Source organism: Bradyrhizobium sp. NBAIM08 (assembly GCF_020193935.1).
GTDB lineage: Bacteria > Pseudomonadota > Alphaproteobacteria > Rhizobiales > Xanthobacteraceae > Bradyrhizobium > Bradyrhizobium yuanmingense.
Genome location: NZ_JADYVR010000639.1, coordinates 1 through 425, shown reverse-complemented (window position 1 = coordinate 425; position 425 = coordinate 1). Strand labels below are relative to the sequence as shown.

The 425-nt window shown below is 71.3% G+C and carries 1 protein-coding gene; it reads left to right on the top strand.

What is annotated here, in order from left to right; all coding sequences use genetic code 11:
• The coding region (locus tag I6F37_RS41340) for a sensor histidine kinase KdpD (protein WP_249795476.1) at window positions 1-248 on the top strand (248 nt) is incomplete at its 5' end.
• Window positions 249-425 lie beyond the last annotated feature (177 nt).

Below are 425 nucleotides of genomic sequence, written 5' to 3'. Positions count from 1 at the left end.
TGGTGGAGGTCACCGCAACGGATGCGGAGGTCGCCGTCGCCGTGCGCGACCAGGGAATTGGCATCCCGGCCGCCGACCTTGCTGCGATCTTCGAGCCCTACCGGCGCGGGTCGAACGCGACCACGCTGCGCGGGATCGGGCTCGGGTTGTCCGGGTCGCGGGACGTGATCCGTGAGCTGGGCGGCGATATCTCCGTCGAGAGTAGGCAGGGCGAGGGCTCGCTCTTCACCGCCCGGCTGCCACGCTGAGCCGGAGACCTGTCAGGCCCGCTTCACGACCAGGGCGGCGTTGAGGCCCCCGAACCCGAACGAGGTGGACAGGACGGCGTCGGGCGACGCCCGCATCGGCTCCGCGAGCACCGCGAGGTCCAGCCGATCATCGAGCTGCTCGAGGTTGCAGGTCCCCGGCAGGAGGCCGTGACCGAG